Origin of the sequence: Comamonas flocculans, assembly GCF_007954405.1 — a bacterium.
GTDB lineage: Bacteria > Pseudomonadota > Gammaproteobacteria > Burkholderiales > Burkholderiaceae_C > Comamonas_C > Comamonas_C flocculans.
Genome location: NZ_CP042344.1, coordinates 1153015 through 1171130, shown reverse-complemented (window position 1 = coordinate 1171130; position 18116 = coordinate 1153015). Strand labels below are relative to the sequence as shown.

The window sequence follows — 18116 nt, the reverse complement described above, 5'->3', positions numbered from 1 at the left end:
TCTGCGGCGTTACAAATCCTCGCAATAGCTTCGACTATGGCTGCGGTTTGCGCCTAGCAGCCCATCCCCAGGCTGGGCGCGCACCATCGCGGGGACTTCTTCAGCCTTGCCTCAGCCGGGTGGGCCGCTTTCCCGCCGCAGGGCCAGCGCGCGTTCATAGAGCGCGTTGCGCCCTTCGCCGGTGAGGGTCGCGGCCAGTTGCACCGCGCGCTTGAGCGCGAGTTCGGGCAGCAGCAGGCGCAGCACCTCGTCGCCGCGCGACGGCTGGCTGCCTGCGCCGGCGGCCTGCGGGTGCAGCACGATGGCGAATTCCCCGCGGCTGCGCTGGGCGCTGTGCTGCAGCCAGGCGGCGCAGTCGCGCGCGGGCAGCGTGGCGACTTCCTCGAACTGCTTGGTCAGCTCGCGCGCCAGCGTCACGCGCCGCTCGCCCAGCGCGGCCAGCTCGTGCACCAGCTCGCCCATGCGGTGCGGCGCTTCCAGCAGCACGGTGGTGCGCGGCTCGGCGGCCAGCTGCGCCCAGGCGCTCTGGCGCTCGCCCGCGCGCGTGGGCAGAAAGCCGTGGAAGACGAAGCCCTGCGGGGCGTCGGCGGGCGCGACGGCGCCGGCCACGCTCAGGCTGGCGGTGAGGCTGCTGGCGCCGGGCAGCGGGATGCAGCGTACGCCCGCGGCCTGGGCCGCGGCCACCAGGCGCGCGCCGGGGTCGCTGATGGCGGGCGTGCCGGCGTCGCTCAGATAGGCCACGCGCTCGCCCAGCGCCAGGCGCTGCAGTACGGTCTGGGCGGCCTCGGCCTCGTTGTGCTGGTGCAGCGCCAGCCACTGGCCGGCGCGCTTGTCCAGGCCATAGGCGCGCAGCAGCTGCTGGCTGTGGCGCGTGTCCTCGCAGGCCAGCAGGTCGGCCAGCTGCAGCACCTGCAGCGCGCGCAGCGTGATGTCGGCCAGGTTGCCTATCGGCGTGGCCACGACGTAGAGCGCGCCCTGCGGATAATCTTGCGCACCGGCCGCCTCGCGCGCGGCGACAAGGGCAGTGAGGTAGGAGACGCTCAATGGGATTCCTCGGTAACAAGAACGCGGCCGGCCCGAAGCCCACCACGCGCCTGCGCGGCCAGCAGGCGGAAGACGCGGCGCTTGCGCACCTGCAGGCGGCGGGCCTGAAGCTGGTGCAGCGCAATTATCGAACCCCGGGCCGCGGCGGCGGCGAGATCGACCTGATCCTGCGCGACGCCGACGGCACGCTGGTCTTCGTCGAGGTGCGCAGCCGCGCCTCGGCCGGCTTTGGCGGCGCCGCGGCCAGCGTCGGCGCGCTCAAACGCCGGCGCCTCGTCTTCGCGGCGCGCCACTACCTGATGCGCCTGCCGACGCTGCCGCCCTGCCGCTTCGACGTGGTGGCGCTCGGTCCGCAGGGCCTGCAATGGCTGCGCGCGGCGTTTGACGCGCAGTAGTGCGAGGCGCTCGGCCAGGGGTGCTTGCGCGCCGCCGCTACACCTGCATGTTCATGATGTCGGTATAGGCCTGCACCAGGCGGTTGCGCACATGCAGCGTGGCCTGGAAGCCCACCTGGGCCTTCTGGATCGCGACCATGGTCTCTTCGATGCTGACCTTGGGGTTTTCCAGCTGCACCTGCTTTTGCAGCTCGTCGGCCTGGTTCTGCGCCTGGCTCACGGCGCCCAGAGCCCCCTTGAGCGCGCTGGAAAAACCGGCCTCGGGCGTGGCGCCCTGGGGCTGGGCCATGCGCCGCGCCGCCAGCGCGCTGGCAAGCGGCATGGGGGTGGTGGAGATGCGCAGGTCCATGGTGTGCTGCCCGGTCGTGGTGCGAAGTGGCCCTATCCTAGGGCACAGGCGTGCCGGCGGAAGAGGGAACAGCCGGCCAAATCCGCGCCTTATTGGCGCAACGCTGGCAGGGGGGGCGTGAATAATCGTCGCACCGCCCCTGCCTGCCCGGGGCGCAAGCCATTGCCTGGAAAGCCGCACGATGCCCAATGCCGCCGTTGCCGAAATGCCGATCGCCGCGCCGCTGGCGCAGGGGCCGTGGGCGCAGCGCTTTTCCTCGCTCGACCGCGCGGCGCGCCTGCGCCTGGGGGTGGGCCTGGCGCTGTTCGTGCTGATGGCGGTGGCCGCGGCCTGGTTCGCCGCGCGCCCCGACTACCGCGTGCTGTTCGCCAACTTGAGCGACAAGGACGGCGGCGCCATCGTCGCGCAGTTGGCGCAGATGAACGTACCCTACAAATACACCGAAGGCGGCGGCGCCATCATGGTGCCGGCCGACCGGGTGCACGACGTGCGCCTGCGCCTGGCCTCGCAGGGGCTGCCCAAGGGCTCGGTGGCGGGCTTCGAGGTGACCGAGACCAGCCGCTTCGGCGTGACCCAGTTCCAGGAGCGGCTGAACTTCCAGCGCGGGCTCGAGGGCGAGCTCACGCGCTCCATCCAGGCGCTGGCACCGGTGCAAAGCGCGCGCGTGCACCTGGCGCTGCCCAACCAGAACGGCTTCTTTCGCGAGCAGCAGAAACCCTCGGCCTCGGTGCTGGTGAGCCTGTACCCCGGGCGCTTCCTGGACCGCGGCCAGATCGCCGGCATCGTGCACCTGGTGGCCGCGAGCGTGCCCGAGCTGGCGCCGCAGGCGGTGAGCGTGCTCGACGACAGCGGCAAGCTGCTGTCGCAAAACCCTGAGGGCATGGGCGGCGCGCCCACCGGCGAGCAGCTGGCCTATGCGCAAAAGCTCGAGCAGCAGTACACCCAGCGCATCGTGGACATCCTCGCGCCGGTGGTCGGGCGCGACAACGTGCGCGCGCAGGTCACGGCCGACGTGGACTTCAGCCAGACAGAATCCACCATGGAGCAGCACCGCCCCAACCTGGCCGCCGACGCCAGCGCGGTGCGCAGCCAGCAGGTGATAGAAAACGCCGCCAAGCCCGGTGACAAGCTGCCCGCCGGCGTGCCCGGCGCGGTGAGCAACCAGCCGCCGCAAAACGCCAGCGCCCCGGTCAACGGCGCCAACCCCGCGCCCGACGCCGGCGCCCAGGGTGGTGCGGCGGCGGGTGGTGGCAGCGTGGGGCACCGCGAGATCACCACCAACTACGAGGTGGACAAGACCACCAGCGTGACGCGCGCCGCGCAGGGCGTGGTCAGGCGCGTGAACGCCGCCGTGGTGGTGAACTACCGCATGGTGGCGCAGCCCGGCGGCAAGCCCGCCGTGGCCGAGCCGCTGTCGAGCGAGCAGATCGAGCAGATGACCGCGCTGGTGCGCGAGGCGGTGGGCTACAACAAGGAGCGCGGCGACTCGGTCAACCTGATGAACGCCCAGTTCCAGAGCGACGCGCTGGCGCCGGCCGAGCTGCCGCTGTACAAGCAGCCCGAGGTGCTAGAGCTGGCGCGCAGCCTGGGCCTGCCCATAGGCCTGTCGCTGGCCGCGGTGCTGCTGCTGATGGCGGTGGTGCGCCCCGCGCTCAGGGCCGGCCGGCGCGTCGAGAAGCTGCAGGCCACGCCGATGCACAAGGTGGATGCGCTGGCGGCCGAGCAGATCGAGCGCCCGGCGCTGGCCGCGCCCGTGACGCAGCCCGAGCAGCCGCCGACCGAAGAGCAGCTGCGCTTGCAGGAGGCACGCTCGCTGGCCAAGGAAAATCCGGTGGCCGTCGCCAACATCGTCAAAACCTGGGTCAACGGCGAATGAGGCCGGGGCCACTGCAGAGAGAACACCATGGACGAGCAAGGCCTCAATGACGCAGCCGTCCTGCTGATGTCGCTCGGCGAGGAGGAGGCCGCGGAAGTCTTCAAGCACCTCTCGCCCAAGGAGGTGCAAAAGCTCGGCGAGACCATCGCGCGCATGCGCACCATCTCGCACGAGCGCGTGCAGGAGGTGGTCGCGCGCTTCACCAACGAGGCCGCGGCCCAGAGCCTGCTGGTGTCGGACACCGGCAACTACGTGCGCGCGGTGCTCAAGCGCGCCCTGGGCGACGACAAGGCGGCGCTCTTGATCGACCGCATCCTGCAGGGCGGCGACGTCTCGGGCATAGAGAGCCTCAAGTGGATGGACCCGCTGGCGGTGGCCGAGCTGCTGCGCAACGAACACCCGCAGATCGTCGCGGCCATCCTGGTGCACCTGGACCCGGACCATGCGGCCGACATCGTGATGCAGTTGAGCGAGCGCCAGAGGGGCGAGATCATGCTGCGCGTGGCCACGCTCGAAGGCATACAGCCGACGGCGCTCAAGGACCTGAACGAGGTGCTGTTCAAGGTGCTGGCCGGCGGCGACAAGGTGCGCAAGAGCTCGCTGGGCGGGGTCAAGGCGGCGGCCGAGATCGTCAACCTGTTTCGCGGCGGGGTCGATGGCACGGTGCTCGAGAGCATCCGCGAGCAGGACGCGGAGCTGGCGCAAAAAATCATGGACAAGATGTTCGTGTTCGACGACGTGATGAAGCTCGACGACCGCGCCATCCAGACGGTGCTGCGCGAGATCGCCTCCGAAACCCTGGTGGTGGCGCTCAAGGGCGCGCAGCCCGAGCTGCGCGAGAAATTCCTCAAGAACATGTCCACGCGCGCCGCCGAGGCCATGCGCGAAGACCTGGAATCGCGCGGCCCCATCCGCCTGTCCGAGGTCGAGGCGCAGCAGAAGGAAATCCTCAAGACGGTGCGGCGCCTGTCCGACGAAGGGCAGATCGCCCTGGCCGGCAGCGGCGACGACGCCTTCGTCTGACTGCGGGGTGCAAGCACATGCCTGGATCGAACCTGCGCAACTACACCCGCTTCATCCCCGGCGAGGAGATCTCCGAGGCGGTGCGCTGGCAGTTCGGCGCGATCGGGGACGACGGCCTGGAGCTGCTCGATGCCGCACCCGCCGCGGGCGAGCAGGAGGCGCCCCCCGCCCCCGCGCCGGTGGACGAGGCGCAGCTGCAGCAGGCCCGCGATGAAGCGCTGGCCGAGGGCCGGCGCCAGGGCCGCAGCGAGGCCGCCCAGGAATGGCAGCAGCGCCTGGACGACTACGTGCGCGGCCAGGGGCGCCAGGCGGGTGAACAACTGGCCGCGCTGGTGCAGCGCCTGCAGGAGAGCTTCGCCGGCCTGCAGCAGCAGATGGCCGATGAGCTGCTGCAGCTCGCTTGCGAGATCGCGCGCCAGGTGGTGCGCCAGGAGCTGCAGTCCAACCCGCGCGCCCTGCTGCCCGTGGTGCGCGAGGCGCTGGCCACCTTCGTGCAGGACAGCCGTCCGGCCACGGTGCGGCTGAACCCGGCGGACTGGAAGCTGCTCGAATCGCAGCTGCGCGAGGAATTCGGCAACCAGCGCGTGCAGTGGCAGCCCGACCCGGCGGTGCAGCCTGGCGACTGCAGCGTGGAGAGCGCGGGCGCCCTGGTGGACGGCGCGCTGGACACCCGCTGGCGCCGTGCGGTGGGGGCGCTGGGGCTGGTGTCGGCCTGGCGGGAGATGGGCGATGGCGATTGAAGACGCCGGCGCCTGGCAAGATTTCATCGAGCGCGCGCGCGCACGCGCCGCCGAGCCGCAGGCGCTGGCTGCCAGCGGCACGCTCACGCGCCTGACCGGCCTGGTGCTGGAGGCCGCGGGCCTGCGCGTGCCCGTGGGCGCGCAATGCCTGGTGCGCCAGGGCGCCCAGGAGCCGGTGCTGGCCGAGGTGGTCGGCTTCGCCGGCGAGCGCGCCTTCCTCATGCCCGCGGGCGACGTGCACGGCCTGTCCAGCGGCGCCAGCGTCACGCCCGCGCCGGCCTACGCGGCGCCGTTGCGCCTGGGGCCCGAAGGCCCGGCGCAGGAGGCCAGCGGCATCGGGGCGCTGCGCCTGCCGCTGGGCGAGGGGTTGCTGGGCCGCGTGGTCGACGCCCAGGGTCTGCCGCTGGACCATGCGGGCGCGCTGCAGGACGTGGCCGCCAGGGCGCTGCCGCGTGAGCCGATCAACGCCATGGAGCGCGCCCCGGTGCGCGAGCCGCTCGATACCGGCGTGCGCGCCATCAACGCGCTGCTCACCGTCGGGCGCGGCCAGCGCCTGGGGCTGTTCGCCGGCTCGGGCGTGGGCAAGAGCGTGCTGCTCGGGATGATGGCGCGCTACACCAGTGCCGACGTGATCGTCGTCGGCCTGATCGGCGAGCGCGGGCGCGAGGTCAAGGAATTCGTCGAAGACATCCTCGGCGCCGAGGACCGCGGCCGCGCCGTGGTGGTGGCCGCGCCGGCGGATGCGCCGCCGCTCCTGCGCATGCAGGGCGCAAGCTACGCCACCGCCGTGGCCGAATACTTTCGCGACCAGGGCAAGCACGTACTGCTGCTCATGGATTCGCTCACCCGCTACGCCATGGCCCAGCGCGAGATCGCCCTGGCGATCGGCGAGGCGCCGGCCACCAAGGGCTATCCGCCGAGCTGCTTCGCCAAGCTGCCGGCGCTGGTCGAGCGCAGCGGCAACGGCCTGAACGGCGTGGGCTCGATCACCGCCTTCTACACCGTGCTCTCCGAGGGCGACGACCAGCAGGACCCGATCGCCGACGCCTCGCGCGCCATCCTGGACGGCCACTTCGTGCTCTCGCGCGAACTGGCCGAGTCAGGCCACTACCCGGCGATCGACGTCGAGCAGTCGGCCTCGCGCGTGATGGTCAACGTGGTCGGCCCCGGGCACTTCGAGCTGGCGCGGCGCTTTCGCGCCACCTGGTCGCTCTACCGCAAGAGCAGCGACCTGATCCAGGTCGGCGCCTACGTGGCCGGCTCGGACGCGCAGCTGGACGAGGCGATACGCCTGTACCCGCGCATGCAGGCCTTCCTGCAGCAGGGCATGCGCGAGGCGGCGCCGCTTGCGGACAGCGTCGCCGCCATGGCCGCGGCGCTGGACGAGGGCTGAGGCGCGCGGCCATGGCATCGAACCACGCCTTTGAAGTCGCCATCGACCTGGCCGCGCGCCAGCGCGACGCCGCGCGCAACGCCCTGGTGCAGTTGCGCGGGCACCTGGCCAGGGCGCAGACGCAGTTGCACCAGCTTGCCAGCTACGCGCAGGAGACGCGCCAGCGCTGGGGCCCGCGCGAAGGCGCGCAGCTGCAGCCCGAGGTGCTGCGCCACCAGCGCCAGTTCCTGCAGCGCCTGGAGCACACGATGCAGCTGCAGCAGGGCGTGGTGCATGAGCATGAACAGCGCCTTGCGCGCGCGGTGGCGGCGCTGGCCGCGGCCGAGGCGCGTCTGGCCAGCCTGCGCCAGGTGCTGGAGCGGCGCCTGCGCGCGCTGGCACTGCAGCAGGCGCGCCGCGAACAGAAACAGACCGATGAGCTGGCCATGCAGCGCCACGTGCGCGGCGCCGGCCGGCAATTGACCCAGGGGATATGAGCCATGGACCCGCTACGCACGCCACCCGCCCAGCCACAGGCTGCTGCCCAGCCCGCCCCCCAGGCCGGGGCAAGCGCCGAAACCGGCGCCGCCGCCCAGGGCGCGCAGGAGCCGGGGACAACGCGCGAGGGCTTCGCGCTGCTGCTGGCCGCGCTGGGCGAAGGCGCGGCGCAGCCGGACCTGCCGGGCGACGGCGCGCCGGCGCCGGCTTCAGCGCCGCTGGAGCTGGACGCGCCGGCCGATGCCGATGCCCCCGATGCCCTGGCCCCCGATGCCCTGGGTCTGCCCTTGTCCGAGCACCTGGCCTTGCTGCTGCAGCAGGGCCAGCACGCGCAGGCCGAGCGTGCGCAGGCGGCGGGCGCGGCGGATCTGGCGCGTACGCAACCGAGTGAGCAAGTGCGCCAGCAACAGGCCGTGGTGCTCCTGGGACAGGAGCTGCATGCGCAGGTGGGACAAGGGCTGGCGCCGAGTTTGATGACAAAGGAGACAGGCCGGATCGATGCGGCCCAGCCGAGCGCGGTTGGCCCGCGCCGCAGCCCTGGCGCCGCGCCGGGCGCAGCCGCCGGCATGGCCGCGGCCTTGTCCGCGACCGGTGCGCAGACCGCGACGGCTTCGGGTCTTGCGGTGGCCCCAGGCGCTGGCGCGGATGCGGGCGCGGCGCTGGCCGACCTGCCCCCGGGCCTGCAGGCGCTGGCCCAGGGGCTGGAGAAGGCCGCCGAGGCGCAGCCGCGCGTGGCCCTGGCCCCCCTCGCCACCGGCGCACGCGGCGCCGAAGGCGCGCCATCGCCCGCGGTGGCGGTCGCGGCGGCGGCTGGCCTGGACGGGCCGGGGCGCAGCGCCGGCTCCGGCGGCGGCTCGGGCGCGCAGGGCGGCGCACACGCGGGCGGCCAGGGCGCGCTGGCGGCCGCGGCCCAGGCGCCGGGCGGCGCCGACGGCGCGGGCGCGGCGGGGGCGGATGCGGGCCTGGACACCAGCTTCCTGCAGGAGCTCGGCGAGCAGGTGGCCTTCTGGGTGCATCAGAAGAGCCAGCGCGCCGAGTTCACGCTGGACCGCGACGGCCAGGCGGTGCAGGTGCAGGTGGTGCTGGCCGGCGACGTGGCCAGGGTCAGCTTCCTGAGCGACCACGAGGCTTCGCGCCTGGCGCTGGACGCCGGGGTGGAGCAGCTGCGCAGCCTGCTGCAGCAGCAGGGCCTGGCGCTGGCCGACGTGAACGTCGGCGTGGCCGGCGAGCAGGGCGGCGCCGGTGCGCAGCACCCCGGCGGCGGGCGGCCCCCGGCCGGGCGGGGCGGCGGCGCCCAGGCCCGCGTGCTGGCCGAGGGCGACGCGCTGGCGCCGCAGCGCACCCGGGGCGATCGGGCGCTGGACGTCTTCGTCTGAGGCGAAGCGCGCGGGCCCGCCGGCGCGCGCGTAAGCGCCCGGTTTGCAGGCCTATTCTGGCTATCACCGCCCGCCACCCTGCCCAATAATGCGGTCACGGCAAGGGCGCGCACAGGCTGCGGCCGCGCCGACCGAACCCAGGCGCCCGCGCGGCGCGAGAAAGTGTGCACGTGGCCGAAGAAGAAACCGCTCCCCCGGTAGCTGCCAAAGCCAAGAAGAAGTGGCTGCTGATCATCCTTGCGCTGCTGGTGGTGTTGGCCATCGCGGCGGCCGGGGCGCTGTGGTTCATCGCCAAGCAGCGCAGCGCCAGCCTGGATGAGGACGCGGACGAGCCCGTGGCCCAGGTCGAGGACGACAAGACGCCGCCCGCCTTCCTGCCCATGGACAACATGGTGGTGAACCTGGCCGACCCCGGCGGCGACCGTTTCGCCCAGGTGGGCATCACGCTGCAGCTGGACAACGGCAAGACCGCCGAGCGCGTGAAGGCGCACATGCCCGCGATACGCAGCGGCGTGCTGCTGCTCTTGTCGCAGCGCACCTCCGACGAGCTGCTCTCGCGCGAAGGCAAGGAAAAACTGGCCGCCGACGTGCGCGCCGAGGTGCTGGACGCGCTGGGCTACGCGCCGCCCAAGCCGCGCAAGAGCAAGAAGCGCGCGGCCGAGGAGGACGATGACGAGGACGAAGTGCGCCCGCGCAAGCCGGCGCGCGACGGCAATGCGCCGGTGCGCGCGGTGCTGTTTTCCAGCTTCATCGTCCAGTAGCCGCGGGCCGCACCAGGAGAGCACAGACCATGGCCGACTCGTTCTTGTCCCAGGAAGAGGTGGATGCCCTGCTCGAAGGCGTGACCGGCGAGAGCCAGAAGCGCGTCGAGGAAGAGGTGGACGCCAGCGCCATCCGCACCTACGACATCTCCAGCCAGGAGCGCATCGTGCGCGGGCGCATGCCGACGATGGAGATCGTCAACGAGCGCTTCGCGCGCAACCTGCGCGTGGGCCTGTTCAACTTCATCCGCCGCAGCCCCGAGATTTCGGTGGGCACGGTGTCGGTGCAGCGCTACAACGCCTTCCTGCGCGAGATCGTGGTGCCGACCAACTTCAACATCGTGGCGATCCGCCCGCTGCGCGGCAGCGGCCTGGTGGTGTGCGAGCCGTCGCTCGTGTTCGGCATCATCGACACGCTCTACGGCGGTGCGGGCAAGTACCAGACGCGCATCGAGGGGCGCGACTTTTCCGCCACCGAGCAGCGCGTGATCCAGCGCATCGTGGACGTGATCACCAGCGAGTACAAGAAGGCCTGGCAGGGCATCTACCCGCTGGAGCTCGCCTACCAGCGCTCGGAGATGCAGCCGCAGTTCGCCAACATCGCCACGCCCAGCGAGATCGTGGTCTCCACCGCCTTCCACCTGGAGATCGGCGACCTGGCCGGCTCCATCCACATCTGCATGCCCTACGCCACGATGGAGCCGATCCGCGACGTGCTGTATTCCACCGTGCAGGGCGACGCCATCGAGGTCGACCGGCGCTGGGTCAAGGTGCTCTCGCGCGAGGTGCAGGCGGCCGAGGTGACGCTGGTGGCGGAGCTGGCGCGCGCCGACGCCACGGTGGAGCAGCTCCTGGCCATGCGCCCGGGCGACTTCATCGAGCTGGAGCGCCTGCCGCGCATCCGCGCGTCGGTGGGCGGCATCGATCTTTTCGAGTGCCAGTACGGCACGCACAACGCCAAATACGCGATCCGCATCGAGGAACGCCTGTACACCGGCGACAGCGCCGGCACGGGGAATGACTATGGCCACTGAGACCGAAACCCACAGCACCGAGGCCGAGGGCGGCCAGGCCGCGGCCGACGACGCCTTCGCCGACTGGGCCGAGGCGCTGAACGAACAAAAGGCCGCCGAGGGCGGCGCGGGCGCGCCCGAGGCCGAGCAGGGCGGGCCGCTGTCGGGCGGGCCGGCCATGCCCTCCTACGCCGGGGGCGACCCGGGCGTGCACGACATCAACATGGTGCTGGACATCCCGGTGCAGCTGTCGGTGGAGCTGGGGCGCACCAAGGTGCCGATCAAGTACATCCTGCAGCTCGCCCAGGGCTCGGTGGTGGAGCTGGACGCGCTGGCGGGCGAGCCCATGGACGTGCTGGTCAACGGCTACCTCATCGCCCAGGGCGAGGTGGTGGTGGTCAACGACAAGTTCGGCATCCGCCTGACCGACGTGGTCACGCCTTCGGAGCGCCTGCGCCGTGTCAGCCGGGGTTAGTTCGCTGTCGCTGCTGTGGGTGGTGCTGTTCATCGGCGCCATCGCCTGCCTGCCCTGGCTGGCGCGGCGCTGGCAGCGCGGGCGCGGCGCGCCGGCGCTGAGCGCGGGCGGGGCCGGCGCGCGCGTGCTCTCTTCGCTCACCATAGGCCCGCAGCAGCGCGTGGTCACCATGGAAACCGGCAGCGCCGAAGAGCGCGTGGTGCTGGTGCTGGGCGTGACGGCGCAGGCCATCACCTGCCTGCACGTGCTGCCCGCGGCCTCGTTCGCCGGCGCGGTGGCGGCCGCGCGCACCGAGCCTTCGCTGGATTGAGCATGGCCGCGGTACGTGCAGGCAGACCGTGGCTGGCGGCGCTGGCGCTGCTGGCGCTGGCGGGAGCGCAGGGCGCGCTGGCGCAGGAGGCGCCGGGCACGCTGCCGCTAGTGATCGGCTCGGGGCCCGGGGGCAACAGCTATTCGGTGCCGATACAGACGCTGCTGTTCTTCACCGCGCTGTCCTTCCTGCCGGCGGTGCTGCTGCTCATGACCAGCTTCACGCGCATCGTCATCGTGCTCTCGCTCTTGCGCCAGGCGCTGGGCACGCAGGCGGCGCCGCCCAACATGGTGATCATCGGGCTGTCGCTGTTTCTCACGCTCTTCGTGATGGGGCCGACGCTGGACAAGGTCTATCAGGACGCCTACGTGCCCTACACGCAGAACCAGCTGACGTTTGAGGACGCGCTGCCCCGGGCCGAGGCGCCGATGCGCGCCTTCATGCTCAAGCAGACGCGCCAGAGCGACTTCGGCCTGTTCGCCCGCCTGGCCAGGCTGCCCGCCGAGGTCACGGCCGAGACCGCGCCGCTGCGCGTGCTGGTGCCGGCCTTCGTCACGAGCGAGCTCAAGTCGGCCTTCCAGATCGCCTTCATGGTCTTCATCCCCTTTCTCATCATCGACATGGTGGTGGCCAGCGTGCTGATGTCGCTGGGGATGATGATGCTCTCGCCGGTGCTGGTGGCGCTGCCCTTCAAGCTGATGCTGTTCGTGCTGGCCGACGGCTGGAACCTGCTCATGGGGTCGCTGGCGGCCAGTTTTTCCGGCTGACGCAGGAGGCTTTCGATGACCGCGCAATTCGTTCTCACCTTCGGCCACAACGCGCTCATGCTGCTGCTGGCCATTGCCCTGCCGGCGCTGGGCGCGGTGATGGTGGTGGGGCTGATCGTGAGCATCTTCCAGGCCGTCACCCAGGTGCACGAGGCCACGCTGTCCTTCGTGCCCAAGCTGGTGGCGGCGGTGCTGGTGTTCGCGCTGGCCGGGCCCTGGATGGTGAGCACGCTGGTGGACTACCTGCGCACCACGCTGGAGACGATTCCCTCCGTCGTCGGCTGAGGCCGGGCCGCCATGCTGACCTTCGACGAAGCGCAGCTCATGGCCTGGGTTTCGCCCATCCTGTGGCCCTTCCTGCGCGTGCTGGCGATGTTCACCGCCGCGCCGATCTTCTCCACCCGCGCCATTCCCGTGCGGCTGAAGGTGGCGCTGGCCTTCCTGGTGGCGGTGTGCGCGCAGGCGGCGCTGCCGCCCCAGCCGGTCATCGCGCTGGACACGGCCGCCGCCTGGAGCGCGGTGGCGCAGCAGGTGGGCGTGGGCCTGGCGATCGGCTTTGCGGTGCGCCTGGTGTTCACCTGCGTGGAGCTGTCGGCCGAGGTCATCGGCCTGCAGATGGGCCTGAATTACGCCTCCTTCTTCGATCCGGCGAGCAATTCGCAGCGCGGCGCGCTCACGGGCTTCTACAGCAACGTGGCGCTGTGGCTGTTCATCGTGGTCAACGGCCACCTGATGGTGCTGATGGCGCTGCTGCAGAGCTTCAAGAGCTTTCCGCTCGACGGCAACGTGCTGCAGTCGCTCGCGCAGATGCGCCTGCACGAGCTGGGCGCGGGGCTGTTTTCCAGCGCGCTGTGGCTGGCGCTGCCCCTGATCGCGCTGCTGCTGTTCGTCAACCTCACCATGGGCGTGATCTCGCGCGTGGCGCCGCAGACCAACATCTACGCGGTCGGCTTTCCGGTGACCATCACCGTCGGGCTGCTGGGCATCACCGCCACGCTGCCGATGCTGGAGCAGCCGCTGTACACGCTGCTGCAGCAGACCATGGACCTGTTCGGCCCTGGTTGAAAAAAGAGAGCTGAAAGCGCGCTATAGGCAAGGATTTCAGCATGTTTCATATCTGAAACCCTTTGCCATTCAGCGCAAGCAGCTATGCTTTTCAGACGAGCTGGTTGCGTATCGCGTACACCGTGAGCTCGGCGTTGTTGCTCAGCCCCAGCTTGGCCAGCACCCGTGCGCGGTAGACGCTCACCGTCTTGGGGCTGAGCACCAGCTCCTGGGCGATGTCCGACAGGCGCTTGCCCGAGGCGATCTTCACCAGCGTCTGCAGCTCGCGCTCCGAGAGCTGCGCGTGCGCCAGCTCGCGCTCGGGCTGGGCCAGGCTGTCGGCCAGCAGCTGCGCCACTTCGGGCGTGAGGTATTTGCGCCCCTGCATGACGGTGTGCACCGCGGTGATCAGCTGCAGCGGATCGGCCGCCTTGTTCGCGTAGCCGTGCGCGCCGGCCTTGAGCGCGCGCAGCGCGTACTGGTCCTCGGGGTACATCGAGACGATCAGCACCTTGGTGCGCGGATGGCTCTCCTGCAGGCTGGCCAGCACCTCGATGCCGCTGCGTCCGGGCAGGTTCAGGTCCAGCAGCAGCACGTCGCAGGGGGCGTGGCGCAGCAGCTCGCGCAGTTCGGTATAGCTGCCCGCCTCGCCGCTCACGCGGATGTCGGGCGCCTCGGCCAGGGTGTCGCGGATGCCGCGGCGCACCAGCGCGTGGTCGTCACACAAAATCACGTCGATCATGGCGGCGATTGTCCGGTGTCGGCGCCGCCCGCGACCGGCAGGGTCAGCACCACGCAGGTGCCGCGCCCCTGCTGGCTGCTCACGTCCAGCCAGCCGCCGGCGCGCCGCGCGCGCTCGCGCAGCCCGCGCAAGCCGAAGGAGTGGCTCTTGCCCAGCGCGCCGGGCGCCACGCCCATGCCGTCGTCGCACACCTCCAGCAGCATCAGGCCCTCGTGCTCGGACAGCTCCACGCGCACCTGGCGCGCCTGGGCGTACTTCTGCACGTTGGTCAGCGCCTCCTGCACCGTGCGGTAGGCGACGAGCTGCAGCGCCTGGGCGATGGACAGCGGCTGCTGCGGCGCCAGCACGGCGCAGCGCATGCCGGTGCGCCGCTCGAAGGTCTGCGCCAGCCAGCGCACCGCCGCCACCAGCCCCTGGTCGAGCACCGGCGGGCGCAGGTTCATCATGATGCGCTGGCTCGCGCCCAGCGCGTGCTGCAGCATCTCGTTGGCGCTGTGCGCATGCTCGGCCATGGCGGCGTCGCCGCCGGCGTGGCGCGCGATCCAGGCCAGGTCGAAGCGCGCAGCGGTCAGCGCGCCGCCCACGTCGTCGTGGATCTCGCGCGCGATCGCCGCGCGCTCTTCCTCGATCGTCGCCTGCAGGTGCTCGGCCAGCTCGGCCAGGCGCCGCTCGGAAGCCGCCAGCTCGGCCGCCGCCTGTTCGCGCGCGCACCGCGCCTCGGCCATCTCGATGGCGCGCGCGATCACGTGCGGCAGGCGCGCCATGTCGTCCTTGAGCAGGTAGTCGGCAAAGCCCAGGTGCAGCGCATTGACCGCCGCCGCCTCGCCGATGGCCCCCGACAGCAGCACGAAGGGCGGGTGCGCCGCCAGCGTCTGCGCCTGCTGCCAGGCGTCGATGGCGGTGAAGCCGCGCAGCCGGTAGTCGGCCAGCACCAGGTCGAACTGCCCGCCGCGCAGAGCCTGCATCAGCGCCGCCAGCGTGTCCACCTGCGTGAGCTCGTGCGCCACCGGCGCGCGGCGCAGCGCCAGGCGGGCCAGCTCGTGGTCGGCGGCCGAGTCCTCCAGATGCAGCACGCGCACGGGTTTGTTCGCGGTGTCAAAGTCTGCGGGAGTAGCTATCATGTTTGTCATTCAGACTCACAGAGGGCGCGATGCCGCCACAGGTACCTGGGCACACATGCGTCGGCTGCGGGGATGTTAGTCGCTTGCCGGGCCCGGCCCGCCAACCGGGCCGGACTGCCGCGCGGCCACGCTGGAGACATGATGGCGTCAACCCCTGATCCTTCGACCGATCCCGTGCTCGCCATCCCGGTGCTGGTGGCGGCCGACATCCAGGACGCGCTGCTCACCTCGCTGCACGACCTGCACCGCCTGCAGGGCCTGCTGGACCATGCGGCGGGCAACCTGATCCAGCGCTTTGGCGACGCTGACGCGGTGCTCACGCCCGAGCTCACGCAGGCGCACCCGCGGCTGCTGGCGCTGCGCGAGGCGCTGCGCAACGCGATCACCGAGCTGCAGTTCCACGACATGGCCACGCAGCTCGTGGCGCACACCGGCAAGGTGCTCGAAGCCTGCTCCTCGCAGCTCAGCGCCGAGGCCATGGGCTCGGACGAGGGCGAAGAGCCCGCGGTGGTGCAGGGCGTGCCGCCCGAGCGGCCCAACCCCGTCACGCAAAGCGAAATGGACGCCGGCTCCATCGAGCTTTTCTGACTTGTATCAAGACCGTTACCGGTTAACCTACTAACTTCGGAGTGATTGGAGCCCCGCATGCAGTCGATACTGGCCGTCGATGATTCGCCCTCGATGCGCAAGATGGTGTCGTTCACGCTCACCAGCGCAGGATTCAAGGTGGTCGAGGCGGTGGACGGCGAGGACGCGTTCGAGAAGGCCATGGCGCACGACATCGACCTGATCCTGGCCGACCAGAACATGCCGCGCCTCGATGGCATCGGCCTCACGCGCCGGCTGCGCGAGCATCCGCGCTTCAAGGACAAGCCCATCCTGATCCTGACCACCGAATCGAGCGACGTGATGAAGCAGGCCGGGCGCAGCGCCGGGGCCACCGGCTGGCTGGTCAAGCCCTTCGATCCCACGCGTCTGGTCGAGGTGATCCGCAAGGTCATCCGCTGAGCGCGGCCACGGCCGGCCCGCACGTCAACGCACTGAAGCAAGAGGAAAGCAAACCATGGCAGACACCCACGCCCAGACCGGCGCCGGTGGCTCGGACTTCGACCTGAGCCAGTTCTATGGTGTCTTCTTCGAAGAGGCGGCCGAGAACCTCGACCAGATGGAGCAGATGCTGCTGGCGCTGGACGTGAGCGCGCCCGACGACGAGGAACTCAACGGCATCTTCCGCTGCGCCCACTCGATCAAGGGCGGCTCGGCCACCTTCGGCTTTGCCGACGTGGCCGAACTCACGCACAAGATGGAGTCGCTGCTGGACCGCCTGCGCCGCCACGAGCTGCAGCTGACCCCGCCGATGGTGGACGCGCTGCTCGAATCGGCCGACGTCTCGCGCAGCCTGCTGGCGCGCCACCAGGGCGGCGAGCAGGGCGCGGCCGTGCCCACGGCCGAGCTCGTGGCGCGCATCCGCGCGCTGGCCGAGGGCGCGGCCCCGGCTCCCGCGGCGGCCGCGCCCGAGCCCGCGCCGGCGGCTGCGCCGCAGGCAAACCCTGCGCCCGCCCCTGCCGCGGCGCCCACGCCGGCGCCCGCCCCTGCGGCCGCGCCCGGCGAGCGCGCGCTGCAGATCCGCATCGGCCCGCTGCCCCAGCCCGAGCTGGCCGACGCCATCAAGGACCTGTTTCGCGACATCGAAGGCCTGGGCAGCATCGAGGACCTGCCCTCGGACGAGCCGGGCGTGCGCGCCTACGCGGTCAAGACCCGTTCCTCGGACGCGGAGCTGCTCGACCTGTTCGTCTTTCACGTCGCGCGCGAGCAGGTGCAGATACACGAAGCGGGCGCGGGCGCCGCCGCGCCGCCGGGCAGCGACGGCGAACGCGAGGAGTTCGGCTTCTTCGACGGCGCCCCCGGCGCGCCCCGTGCCGGTGGCGCGGCGGCGCCCGCGGCTGCGGGCAGCGAACCCGCGCCGGCAGCGCCCGTGGCCCCCGCCCCGGCAGGGCAGCACAAGGCGGCGGCGCACGGCGCGATCGAGTCGAGCAGCATCCGCGTGGCGGTCAACAAGGTGGACCAGCTCATCAACCTCGTGGGCGAGCTGGTCATCACCCAGGCGATGCTGGCGCAAAACAGCCGCGACCTGGACCCGGCGCTGCACCAGCAACTGCTTGCCGGCCTGGCGGATCTGGACCGCAACACGCGCGACCTGCAGGAATCGGTCATGTCCATCCGCATGATTCCGATGTCCACCGTGTTCAGCCGTTTCCCGCGCATGCTGCGCGACCTGGCCAGACAACTGGGCAAGAAGGTCGAATTCGTCACCCACGGCGAGGCCACCGAACTGGACAAGAGCCTGGTGGAAAAGATCACCGACCCGCTGACCCACCTGGTCAGGAACAGCTGCGACCACGGCATCGAGCTGCCCGCCGAGCGCCTGGCCGCGGGCAAGACCGAGCACGGCACGCTCACGCTGTCGGCGGCGCACCAGGGCGGCTCCATCGTCATCGAGGTGCGCGACGACGGACACGGCCTGTCGCGCGAGAAGATCCTCAAGAAGGCGCGCGAGCGCGGCCTGGACGCGCCGGATTCCATGGCCGACGCCGACGTCTGGAACCTCATCATGCTGCCGGGCTTTTCCACCGCCGAGGTGGTCACCGACGTCTCCGGGCGCGGCGTGGGCATGGACGTGGTCAAGAAGAACATCGCCGCGCTCAATGGCACGGTGGAGATCGACTCGGTCGAGGGCGCGGGCACGCGCGTGTCGGTGCGCCTGCCGCTGACGCTGGCCATCATGGACGGCATGTCGGTCGGCGTGGCCGACGAGGTCTACATCCTGCCGCTGTCCTCGGTGGTCGAGTCCTTCCAGGTCAGGCACGAGGACATCAACACCGTGGCCCAGGGCTCGCAGCTGGTGAAGGTGCGCGAGGAGTACATGCCCGTGGTCTCGCTCGAGCGCATCTTCCAGGTGCCGCGCGCCGAGCCCGGCAGCGGCAACGACATCATGGTGGTGGTCGAGGCCGAAGGCTCGCGCGTGGCCGTGCTGGTCGACGAGCTGCTCGGCCAGCAGCAGGTGGTGGTCAAGAACCTGGAGACCAACTACCGCAAGGTGGCCAACGTCTCGGGCGCCACCATCATGGGCGACGGCAACGTCGCCCTGATCCTCGATACCAGCGCGCTGGTGCGCCGCGCGCGCCACTGAGGCGCGCGGGCAAGGAGAAG

At 71.2% G+C, this 18116-nt stretch carries 21 protein-coding genes; 17 read left to right on the top strand and 4 right to left on the bottom strand.

Translation table 11 applies throughout. From position 1 onward, the window contains the following. Window positions 1–111: 111 nt before the first annotated feature. On the bottom strand, window positions 112–1044 hold the full coding sequence (gene rsmI, locus FOZ74_RS05760) for a 16S rRNA (cytidine(1402)-2'-O)-methyltransferase (protein ID WP_146912169.1): 933 nt from the start codon (window positions 1042–1044) through the stop codon (window positions 112–114). Between rsmI and FOZ74_RS05755 the strand changes: the two genes are divergently transcribed. Beyond that, window positions 1044–1439, top strand: a complete 396-nt coding sequence (locus tag FOZ74_RS05755) for a YraN family protein (RefSeq protein ID WP_146912168.1) — start codon at window positions 1044–1046, stop codon at window positions 1437–1439. The genes rsmI and FOZ74_RS05755 overlap by 1 nt on opposite strands. Window positions 1440–1476: 37 nt before the next feature. On the opposite strand, the gene fliE is transcribed toward FOZ74_RS05755, so the two are convergent. Beyond that, window positions 1477–1788, bottom strand: coding sequence for a flagellar hook-basal body complex protein FliE (fliE, locus tag FOZ74_RS05750; protein WP_146912167.1), 312 nt, complete (start codon window positions 1786–1788; stop codon window positions 1477–1479). Window positions 1789–1969: 181 nt separating this feature from the next. On the opposite strand from fliE, the gene fliF reads away from it, so the two are divergent. From fliF to fliR, 13 genes are all read left to right on the top strand, one after another. Continuing rightward, a complete protein-coding gene (fliF, locus tag FOZ74_RS05745) occupies window positions 1970–3664 on the top strand; it encodes a flagellar basal-body MS-ring/collar protein FliF (RefSeq protein ID WP_146912166.1) in 1695 nt (564 codons plus the stop codon). 27 nt (window positions 3665–3691) lie between these two features. After that, entirely contained in the window at window positions 3692–4687 is a 996-nt protein-coding gene (gene fliG, locus FOZ74_RS05740) for a flagellar motor switch protein FliG (RefSeq protein WP_146912165.1), read from the top strand. Between the two features lie 17 nt (window positions 4688–4704). Beyond that, entirely contained in the window at window positions 4705–5427 is a 723-nt protein-coding gene (locus tag FOZ74_RS05735) for a FliH/SctL family protein (RefSeq protein WP_146912164.1), read from the top strand. Then, window positions 5417–6820, top strand: coding sequence for a flagellar protein export ATPase FliI (gene fliI, locus FOZ74_RS05730; RefSeq protein ID WP_146912163.1), 1404 nt, complete (start codon window positions 5417–5419; stop codon window positions 6818–6820). The genes FOZ74_RS05735 and fliI overlap by 11 nt, the downstream gene beginning before the upstream one ends. An 11-nt stretch (window positions 6821–6831) precedes the next feature. Then, on the top strand, window positions 6832–7296 hold the full coding sequence (fliJ, locus tag FOZ74_RS05725; protein WP_146912162.1) for a flagellar export protein FliJ: 465 nt from the start codon (window positions 6832–6834) through the stop codon (window positions 7294–7296). 3 nt (window positions 7297–7299) lie between these two features. Further along, entirely contained in the window at window positions 7300–8673 is a 1374-nt protein-coding gene (locus FOZ74_RS05720) for a flagellar hook-length control protein FliK (RefSeq protein ID WP_146912161.1), read from the top strand. A gap of 170 nt (window positions 8674–8843) precedes the next feature. Continuing rightward, on the top strand, window positions 8844–9434 hold the full coding sequence (locus FOZ74_RS05715; protein ID WP_146912160.1) for a flagellar basal body-associated FliL family protein: 591 nt from the start codon (window positions 8844–8846) through the stop codon (window positions 9432–9434). A 29-nt stretch (window positions 9435–9463) separates the two neighbouring features. Further along, the gene (gene fliM, locus FOZ74_RS05710) at window positions 9464–10468 is read left to right on the top strand and encodes a flagellar motor switch protein FliM (protein ID WP_146912159.1); all 1005 of its coding nucleotides are present in this window, start codon (window positions 9464–9466) and stop codon (window positions 10466–10468) included. Next, window positions 10458–10922: a flagellar motor switch protein FliN gene (gene fliN / locus FOZ74_RS05705; protein WP_146912158.1), complete on the top strand. Its 465-nt coding sequence runs from the start codon at window positions 10458–10460 to the stop codon at window positions 10920–10922. The genes fliM and fliN overlap by 11 nt, the downstream gene beginning before the upstream one ends. Further along, window positions 10906–11232, top strand: coding sequence for a FliO/MopB family protein (locus FOZ74_RS05700; RefSeq protein ID WP_146912157.1), 327 nt, complete (start codon window positions 10906–10908; stop codon window positions 11230–11232). Before fliN ends, FOZ74_RS05700 begins: the two co-directional genes overlap by 17 nt. A 2-nt stretch (window positions 11233–11234) precedes the next feature. Continuing rightward, window positions 11235–11999, top strand: a complete 765-nt coding sequence (gene fliP / locus FOZ74_RS05695) for a flagellar type III secretion system pore protein FliP (protein ID WP_146912156.1) — start codon at window positions 11235–11237, stop codon at window positions 11997–11999. Between the two features lie 15 nt (window positions 12000–12014). Next, window positions 12015–12284: a flagellar biosynthesis protein FliQ gene (gene fliQ, locus FOZ74_RS05690; RefSeq protein ID WP_146912155.1), complete on the top strand. Its 270-nt coding sequence runs from the start codon at window positions 12015–12017 to the stop codon at window positions 12282–12284. A 12-nt stretch (window positions 12285–12296) separates the two neighbouring features. Beyond that, window positions 12297–13064, top strand: a complete 768-nt coding sequence (gene fliR, locus FOZ74_RS05685; protein ID WP_146912154.1) for a flagellar biosynthetic protein FliR — start codon at window positions 12297–12299, stop codon at window positions 13062–13064. A 91-nt stretch (window positions 13065–13155) separates the two neighbouring features. On the opposite strand, the gene FOZ74_RS05680 is transcribed toward fliR, so the two are convergent. Further along, window positions 13156–13785: a response regulator gene (locus FOZ74_RS05680; protein ID WP_146912153.1), complete on the bottom strand. Its 630-nt coding sequence runs from the start codon at window positions 13783–13785 to the stop codon at window positions 13156–13158. Next, on the bottom strand, window positions 13782–14906 hold the full coding sequence (locus FOZ74_RS05675; RefSeq protein WP_146912152.1) for a hybrid sensor histidine kinase/response regulator: 1125 nt from the start codon (window positions 14904–14906) through the stop codon (window positions 13782–13784). The genes FOZ74_RS05680 and FOZ74_RS05675 overlap by 4 nt, the downstream gene beginning before the upstream one ends. Before the next feature lie 141 nt (window positions 14907–15047). Here FOZ74_RS05675 and FOZ74_RS05670 point away from each other — a divergent pair, with 141 nt between their 5' ends. Genes FOZ74_RS05670 through FOZ74_RS05660 form a run of 3 tightly spaced genes read left to right on the top strand, consistent with a single transcriptional unit; the run spans window position 15048 to window position 18096 of the window. Next, a complete protein-coding gene (locus FOZ74_RS05670; RefSeq protein WP_146914095.1) occupies window positions 15048–15494 on the top strand; it encodes a hypothetical protein in 447 nt (148 codons plus the stop codon). A 57-nt stretch (window positions 15495–15551) separates the two neighbouring features. Beyond that, window positions 15552–15914, top strand: coding sequence for a response regulator (locus FOZ74_RS05665; protein WP_146912151.1), 363 nt, complete (start codon window positions 15552–15554; stop codon window positions 15912–15914). 55 nt (window positions 15915–15969) lie between these two features. Next, entirely contained in the window at window positions 15970–18096 is a 2127-nt protein-coding gene (locus tag FOZ74_RS05660; protein WP_146912150.1) for a chemotaxis protein CheW, read from the top strand. The last annotated feature ends 20 nt before the right edge of the window (window positions 18097–18116 follow it).